The 7,493-nt window shown below is 74.3% G+C and carries 7 protein-coding genes and 1 pseudogene; 3 read left to right on the forward strand and 5 right to left on the reverse strand.

Annotation, left to right across the window (positions count from 1 at the left end; genetic code table 11):
* Positions 1 to 218 (reverse strand): hypothetical protein (locus ACWJ6R_RS26275; RefSeq protein ID WP_449064799.1); only part of this gene is annotated, 218 nt, incomplete at its 3' end.
* A gap of 142 nt (positions 219 to 360) precedes the next feature.
* Here ACWJ6R_RS26275 and ACWJ6R_RS26280 point away from each other — a divergent pair.
* Entirely contained in the window at positions 361 to 1,137 is a 777-nt protein-coding gene (locus ACWJ6R_RS26280) for a hypothetical protein (RefSeq protein WP_449064800.1), read from the forward strand.
* A 223-nt stretch (positions 1,138 to 1,360) separates the two neighbouring features.
* Here the strand turns inward: ACWJ6R_RS26280 and ACWJ6R_RS26285 are convergent.
* Both ACWJ6R_RS26285 and ACWJ6R_RS26290 read right to left on the reverse strand, forming a co-directional pair.
* Positions 1,361 to 2,344, reverse strand: a pseudogene (locus ACWJ6R_RS26285) (PEP/pyruvate-binding domain-containing protein); the annotation flags it as partial.
* Positions 2,345 to 2,730: 386 nt separating this feature from the next.
* Complete coding sequence (locus tag ACWJ6R_RS26290) at positions 2,731 to 3,306, reverse strand: helix-turn-helix domain-containing protein (protein WP_449064801.1); 576 nt, start codon at positions 3,304 to 3,306, stop codon at positions 2,731 to 2,733.
* Positions 3,307 to 3,399: 93 nt separating this feature from the next.
* Here ACWJ6R_RS26290 and ACWJ6R_RS26295 point away from each other — a divergent pair, with 93 nt between their 5' ends.
* Positions 3,400 to 3,840 carry a hypothetical protein gene (locus tag ACWJ6R_RS26295; protein WP_449064802.1) on the forward strand — a complete coding sequence of 147 codons (441 nt, stop codon included), beginning with the start codon at positions 3,400 to 3,402 and terminating at the stop codon, positions 3,838 to 3,840.
* Between the two features lie 70 nt (positions 3,841 to 3,910).
* Here ACWJ6R_RS26295 and ACWJ6R_RS26300 read toward each other — a convergent pair whose 3' ends face one another.
* Positions 3,911 to 4,867, reverse strand: coding sequence for an endonuclease/exonuclease/phosphatase family protein (locus tag ACWJ6R_RS26300; RefSeq protein ID WP_449064803.1), 957 nt, complete (start codon positions 4,865 to 4,867; stop codon positions 3,911 to 3,913).
* Positions 4,868 to 5,132: 265 nt separating this feature from the next.
* Between ACWJ6R_RS26300 and ACWJ6R_RS26305 the strand changes: the two genes are divergently transcribed.
* Positions 5,133 to 6,359, forward strand: a complete 1,227-nt coding sequence (locus tag ACWJ6R_RS26305) for an MFS transporter (protein WP_449064804.1) — start codon at positions 5,133 to 5,135, stop codon at positions 6,357 to 6,359.
* A gap of 6 nt (positions 6,360 to 6,365) precedes the next feature.
* Here ACWJ6R_RS26305 and ACWJ6R_RS26310 read toward each other — a convergent pair whose 3' ends face one another.
* Positions 6,366 to 7,298 (reverse strand): acyl-ACP desaturase, encoded by a 933-nt coding sequence (locus tag ACWJ6R_RS26310; protein WP_189237914.1) that lies wholly within the window; start codon positions 7,296 to 7,298, stop codon positions 6,366 to 6,368.
* Positions 7,299 to 7,493 lie beyond the last annotated feature (195 nt).

A 7,493-nucleotide genomic window follows, 5' to 3' on the forward strand; every position in this document is an offset into this window, starting at 1 on the left:
AGCCCGGTCGGCGCGTCGGACCCGGTCAGGGCGGCGCGGGCCTCCCGCAGGGTCAGGAAGAAGACGTCGTCCGGGGAGCCGAGCAGGCCGCGCCCGGCCAGCTCGGCGCCGACGGCGGCCAGTTCCGCGCGGGCCGCGGCAAGGGACGTGACCAGCAGGAACTTGGGGAACTCGCGCAGCCCGCCCAGGGCGCGGGCGCGGCCGAGGGCGAAGCGCACCACCCTGCCCCGCAGCCCCCCCGACCCGGGCCGCCAGGCTCTCCGCCACGGCCTCGGCCTCGGCGGCGCCCCGGGCGAACTGCACGTCGGGGGCCAGGGCCGGGTCGTCCAGCCGCAGGTAGTTGGCCAGCACGCCGATGACGTGCACCGGGTCCTCCGACCAGCGCGGCACCCCGAGATCGATCTCGGCGACCGCGCGCACGCCGTACTCCCGCAGGAACTCCCGCAGGCCCTCCTCCACCACGGCGGGCAGCGCCCCCGCGCGGAAGCGCGCGGCGAGCTCGGCGGCGGGGGTGCCCAGGAGCAGGCGGCCGCCGGGGCGTCCCGGCGGATCCGGGCCGCCAGGTGCCACAGGGCCAGGTCCATCTCGGTGGTCACGTTGCGCGGCAGGCCGCGCAGCACGGTCGGGAACTCGCCGGGGTGGGCGCGGTCGCCCAGCAGTCGTACGGCCAGGCCGAACATGGCGAACCCGGCCAGCGGGCCCGGAGCCACCTCCGGGACGAGCCGGAACGTCCACCGGCTCAGGATCAGCTCGGCCCGGTCCAGGCGCTGGAGCGCGGTGGCGTCCGGCGGGGAGGCGAGGTGCGCCCGCAGGGCCGACTCGGTCGCCCGTGCGTGCCGGTGCGCGGTCTCGGGCCGCAGCAGCGCCCGCACGGCGCGCGGCAGGACCCGGTGGCGGCCCCCGACCCGCAGCACCCGGCGGAGGGCGGGACGCGCGGACCGCTGGGTCACGCCGAACCGGGGATCGGCCGCCAGGGCCCGCAGGACCACCGCCGACCTGGCCTCCATCACGTCGAGCACCCAGGGGAGGAGGGCCCGGCCCACGCGGCTGCGCACGATCCCGGTGACGTCCAGGAAGAGCCGTCCGCCCGCCTCGGCGAAGTTCGGCGCCCCGGCCTGCGGGTCGGCCACCGGATGACCCAGCAGGCCGAGGGCGGCCGACGACATCAGCCGGAAGGCCGCCATGCCCATCGGGGTGATCGGCTGCTGGAGGCCCTGGGCGAGGCTGAGGCAGACGTGGATCCGGAGCCGCCAGGGCCGGGGGAGGCGTCCGCCACCTCGTCCGGACCGGCGTGGCGGGGGATCGGGTGCAGGGTGGTGATCGGGCGCGACTGGGTCAGCCAGAGGGCGCCGCCCGGGTCGACGGCCCACTCGATGTCCTGCGGCGCCCCGTAGTGCTCCTCGACCCGGCCACCCAGCTCGGCCAGGGCCCGGACCTGCCCGTCGGTGAGGCAGAACGCGCCCGCCGCCCCGTCCGGGGTCTCGTTCGCCGTCCCGTCCGCTGCCCCGTCCGCGGTCGCGGTCGCGATCCCGTTCATCCCGGCCGCCGTCTCGCCGATCGTCCCGGCCGCCGCGGTCCCGACGTGCTCGACGCCGCCGCCCGCCAGCGACCGCACGGCCAGCCGCTTGTCGCCCGCCCGCCGGTCGGTGATCCGCCCGGTCGCGACGTCCACCGTGAAGCGGTCGGGGTTGACCGCGCCGGAGACGACCGCCTCACCCAGCCCGGGAGCGGCGTCGATCACCGCCTGGCGGCGCCGCCCGGTGACCGGGTCGGCGGTGAACATCACCCCGGCGACCTCGGCCTGCACCATCTCCTGGACCACGACGGCCAGCCGCACGCTCCGGTGGGCGATGCCGTTCGCCGCCCGGTAGGCGACGGCCCGGTCGGTCCAGAGCGAGGCCCAGCAGCGCCGGACCGCGTCCAGCACGGCCTCCGGCCCGACCACGTTCAGGAAGGTGTCCTGCTGCCCGGCGAAACTGGCGTCCGGGAGGTCCTCGGCGGTGGCGGAGGAGCGGACCGCGACGGGGCCGTGCGCGCTGCGCCGTACGGCGTCGGCCACCTCCTCGGGGACCGGGGCCGAGAGCACGGCCGCGCGGGCGGTGCCGGCCAGCTCGGCCAGGGCCCGGGCGTCGGTGAGAGACGTCACCTCCAGGGCGTCGAGCACGGCCTCCAGCGACCCGGACCGCTCGGTGACCCGTCGGTAGGCCTCGGTGGTGAGGCACACGCCGGGCGGGACGGGGAACCCTGCCGCGGTGAGCACACCGAGATTGGCCGCCTTGCCGCCGACGAGCGGCGGCATCCCGGCGTCGATCTCCTCGAACCTCAGGACCAGCGGAATCTCCATGGCACGCCTCCTGGAAGCAACGGTAAGCCTGCCCCGCACAATAAATCAACAAGTGATGAAATATGGTCTTTTTGCGTTCTTCCAGGCATGCGGGATCCCTCGGCGCGGCCGTGGGTCGGCCCGATGTCCGGGTTGGAGGGCTCGGCCTCGGAGGCGGGGGCGAGGCCGCCGCCCGCCGTCGTCGTTCGCCGTCGCCGTCGCCGTTCGCCCAGGGAGGAGCGCGGCGGTCGGTGGAGGGGTGGCGCGACCGGGGCCGGTCGGGGAGCGGGACGCAGGTCAGGGAGTGGGACGCAGGCGCACGCAGCAGTGGCCGGGGGAGGGGGCGAGGCGGGCGGTCAGACCGGCGGCGCCCAGGCCCTCCAGGAACCCGTCGAGCAGGCGCAGGTTCATCCCGCACACCAGCTCGGTGTGCTCCCGGGCCAGGCGGTGGAAGGGGCAGTTCCGCAGGACGACGTCACCGTCCTCGACGAGGGGTTCGTAGCCGTGCTCGGCGAGCGCGTCCAGCGCGGCCGTCCGGGGGTCGCGGTCGTCGGTGGCGCGCGCGGCCTCGCCGAGCTCGACGCCCAGCCGGTGGCGCGCCGGTCCAGGGCGGCCCGAGGCGTGCCGCCCGAGTGCTCGGCCTCGACGAGGGCGTCGGCCAGCAGCAGGCCAGCCAGGTCGTAGTGGCGCTCCGGCAGGGAGATCGCGATGTCGCAGGCCGGGCGGCGGTACAGCTTGGCCGGGCGGCCGGCGCCGGGCCCGGTGCGGCCCGTGCGCCGTTCGAAGACGACGTCGAGCAGGCCCTGGCCCGCGAGCCGTTCGAGGTGGAAGGCGGCGGTGGTGCGCGGCAGCCCCAGGGCCGCGGCGACCTCGTCGCGGCTGACCGGCTCCCGCTCCCCGGTGACGTGCTCGTACACCTGCCGGCGCGTCGGCTCGTCGAGTGCGGCGACGGCGGAGATCCGGGCGATCCTGCGCTCTTCCACGCCGACCACTCTATAACCAGTTCTCGTTGACGAAACAAAGCCGGGGGTCTACTTTCTAATTGAAGTCAATCCTGTTTTTAGAGGAGAAGCGCCATGACCGCTCGTGTGTCACCCATCGGTTCCTCCGGCCAGGCCATCTCGGCCGACCCTGCCTACCGGGCCTACCTGCTGTTGCGCACGGTCTTCACCGCGGCGCCGGTCCTGTTCGGGATCGACAAGTTCACCGGCCTGCTCGCCGACTGGCCGGCCTACCTCGCGCCGTGGATCGACTCCCTCGTCCCCGGCACCGCCCAGCAGGCCATGTACGGCGTCGGCGTCATCGAGATCGTCGCCGGGATCGCGGTCGCGCTGGCCCCGCGGTTCGGGGGCCCGCTCGTCGCCGCCTGGCTCGCCGGGATCATCGTCAACCTGCTGACCGTCCCGGGCTTCTACGACGTCGCCCTGCGCGACTTCGGCCTGCTGGCCGCCGCAGTGGCGCTCGCCCTGCTCGCCTCCCGCTACGAACCGTCCCGGCGCGGGGGCCCCTCGTCCTGAGCGGCCGCCGGACCTCCGGGCGGGCGGCTCCGCCGCCCGCTCGCCCGCTCCTGCAGGACGAGGCGGCGGGTCAGGGCAGCCGCAGGTCGGCGAAGACCGGGCGGTGGTCGGTGTCCGCCAGGGAGTGCACGCTGAAGGCGTCCACCGCCATCCGGGAGTCGGCCAGCACGTGGTCGATGGTCACGCCGGGGACCGACCCCCACTCCCGGTGCAGTCCGTACTGCGGCCAGGTCGCCGTCAGCCCCTGCCCGGTCGCGTCGGCCGCGTCGCGGTAGCCGCTGTCCAGCAGGTCGCGCACCGGCGGGTGGTCGAGCGTGGCGTTGAAGTCCCCGGCGAGGACCCGGAGCTCCCCGCCCGCGCGCGGCAGTGCCCGCAGCCCGTCGGCCCAGCACGGCATCTTGTAGTCGTAGCTCGGTGCGCACGGGTGCACGGAGACCACCTCGATCCGCCGCCCTCCCGGGTGCTCGACCACGGCCCGGGCCTGCCGGAACCGGCCCTTGGCGATCAGCGGCAGCTCGGAGAGGCGGTACCGGGAGTAGACGCCCGACCCGGAGAACCCGGGGTGGGAGCGGTCGACGGCGTACGGCAGGCGGGTGCGCAGCCCGGCCGCCTCCAGGCGCGCGACCGCCCCCGGAGTGAGCTCCTGCAACGTGAGCACGTCGGGGTCGAGGGTCCGCACCAGCTCCATGAGGCCCGCGGTGTCGCCCGCGCCCACCTTCAGGTTCGCGGCGAGCACCCGCAGCCGCTGCGACCCGGCGGGCGGGTCGCCGTCGGCGAAGTGCCGGGGGAGCACGGCCAGCGCGAGCGCGAGGCTCACCACGAGGGCGACGGCCGCCGCCGCCCGGCGGCGCAGTCCCAGGGCCAGCAACAGCGGCGCTCCCGAGGCCGCCGCCACATACGGGGTGAACGCCACCAGCGCCACCCACTGCCACACGGGAGTCCAGCCGGTGACCCGGAGCACCGCCCAGCCCGCGAACGGCAGCAGCGCCGTCCAGACCAGCGCGCCCGCCCACCTCGATCGGATCATGAGGCGGAGCGTAGCGGTCATCCGTGCAGATTCCGTGAAGATCCATAGCGGATCCGGATGATCTCCTGGTCGCGGATGATGGGCGGAGAGTCCGGTCCATGGCATAACATGACTCTCTGATGCGTTGTGAACGCATACACGTAATGACCGCCCGGCGGCCGCCACCTGAAAGGGGCGGTATCTACCTCGGTCGAAGCCCACCATGACGGTGCGCTCCCGAGCCCGGGCCGCGTCCTCCGTCTGGAATCTCGACGGAGACGTCTCAGTGAAGTCCTACCTCGCGGTGCTCGGCACGCCCGGAGCCTGGCGGTTCCTCGCCCCCGCGCTCGTCGCCCGCCTGCCGTACGCCATGCTGCAGCTCGGCATCCTGCTGCTCGTGGAGTGGTCCACCGGCTCGTACGGCGCGGCGGGCATCGCCTCCGCGGCCGCCGCCGTGGCGCAGGCGCTGATCGGCCCGCAGACCGGCCGTCTCGCCGACCGGTACGGCCAGGCGAAGGTGCTCGTCCCCCAGGTCCTCGCGCACGCCGCCGCACTGGGCGGTCTGCTCGCGCTCGCCGCCGCGCACGCGCCGGGCGCCCTGCTGGTGGCCGTCTCGGCCCTGGCGGGCGGCTCGATGCCGCAGGTCGGCTCCATGGTCCGGACCCGCTGGGCCCACGTGCTCGGCGGCTCGGAGGGTTCGACGAAGCTGGGCACGGCCTTCGCGCTGGAGTCGATCACCGACGAGCTGACCTTCACCGTCGCCCCGGTGCTGCTGGTGGCCCTGTCGACCGGCTTCTCGCCCGTCTGGGCGCTGCTGGCGGCGCTGGTCATGGTGGTGGCCGGCACCCTGGCGTTCGCCGCGGTCCGCAGGGGGGCGCCCGAACCGATGCCGGTCCGGGTCCGCTCCCAGCACGGCGTGCTCCGGCTGCGCGGCGTGGCCGTGCTGGCGGCGGCGTTCGTCGCCCTCGGCACGGTCTTCGGCAGCCTCCAGGTCGGCATCACCTCGACGACCGCCGCCCTCGGCCAGACCGGCGCCGCGGGACCCGTCTACGGCACGTTCTCCGCCGCCAGCATGGTCGGCGGCATCCTCTACGGGCTCATCCGCTGGAAGGCCGGGGCCGCGCACCGGCTGGCGGCCGCCGTCGGCCTGCTCTCCGCGGCGACGATCGCGCTCACCTTCGCCGGATCCGTCCCGGTGCTGTACGGCACGGCGGCCCTGGCCGGGTTCGTCATCGCCCCCGCGGTGATCACCGGCTACACCCTGGTGGAGCAGCTGGTCCCCACCGAGGTCAGGACCGAGGCGTTCACCTGGCTCAACGGCGCGATCGGCCTGGGCATCGCCACCGGCGCGGCCGTGGCGGGCCAGCTGGTGGACCGGTTCGGCACCGGTTTCGCGTTCCTGGTCCCGCCGGTCACCACCGGCCTGGCCGCCCTGCTGGTCCTGGCCTTCCTGCGGCGCCTCGCCCCCGCGGGGGGCGCCTCCACGGCCCGGGAGCTGGTCACGACCGCCTGACGCCCGTCAGGCGCGGGCGGCCTGGGCGGCGCGGCGGGCCTCGCGGCGCTCGACGAAGCGCGAGGCGGTGACCTCGGTCCGGGCCAGGAAGTCGGCGAGCTCCTCGCGGGCCTTCTCGCCCTCGGCGTCGAGCCCGCCCATGTCGAAGACGGCCCACTGGCGCAGGACCGGCATGAGCACGTCGTCGAGGTGCAGGCGCAGGTCGTAGATGCCGGCGTTGGCGATGACGAGGGCCTTGCGGGTGAAGCCCTCGATGCCGGTGCCGGGCATCTGGAAGGTGGTGACCACGTCGGTGACGGCGCGCATGGTCTGGCTCGGGGTGAGCTGGAAGGCCGCGTTGAGCAGGTTGCGGTAGAAGAGCATGTGCAGGTTCTCGTCGGCCGCGATCTTGGCGAGCAGCCGCTCGCAGTTCGGGTCCTGGGAGGCCTTGCCGGTGTTGCGGTGGGAGATGCGGGTGGCCAGCTCCTGGAACGAGACGTAGGCCAGGGAGTGGAGCACCCCCTCGTAGGAGTTGGTGAAGCCCTCGCCCATGTGCGTCATCCGGGCCCGCTCCAGGGCGACCGGGTCCACGGCGCGGGTGACCGTCAGGTAGTCGCGGATCGCGGTGCCGTGGCGGCCCTCTTCGGCGGTCCAGCGGTGCACCCAGGTGCCCCAGGCCGCGTCGCGGCCGAAGGTCGTGGCGATCTCGTGGTGGTAGCTGGGGAGGTTGTCCTCGGTCAGCAGGTTCACGATGAGGGAGATGCGCGCCTCTTCGGGGATCTCCGAGTCGGTCGGCGACCAGGGCTCGCCGCCGAACAAGCCGTCGTAGTCCCTGCCCTCGGACCACGGGATGTACTCGTGCGGGAACCACTCCTTGGCGACCTTGAGGTGCCGGTCCAGCTCACCGGCGACGACGGGCTCAAGCTCAAGCAGCAGCTCGGTCTGACTGAACTCTCGCATGGGGCTTCTCCCTCGCAGATTACGGAACCGTAACCTACGTTAGCGTAGGTAAAAGTGCGCCCGGTTAGTGTGAACGACCCTATTTATTGACCGATGGTTTGTGGTTTTCCTACTTGTGTTGGAGGACCGGCACCCCGGACCCGTGCCCGGCGGAGGCCGGACGCCGCAGCGGCGCCGCCGCCCCCTCCGCCGGGC

This window comes from Planomonospora algeriensis (assembly GCF_977012225.1).

What these genes read in the sequence shown, in the direction of transcription:
- ACWJ6R_RS26310 (WP_189237914.1), bottom strand. Translation starts at nt 7,298, where the DNA reads ATGCGAGAGTTCAGTCAGACCGAGCTGCTGCTTGAGCTTGAGCCCGTC.
- ACWJ6R_RS26295 (WP_449064802.1), top strand. Translation starts at nt 3,400, where the DNA reads ATGACCGCTCGTGTGTCACCCATCGGTTCCTCCGGCCAGGCCATCTCG.
- ACWJ6R_RS26300 (WP_449064803.1), bottom strand. Translation starts at nt 4,867, where the DNA reads ATGATCCGATCGAGGTGGGCGGGCGCGCTGGTCTGGACGGCGCTGCTG.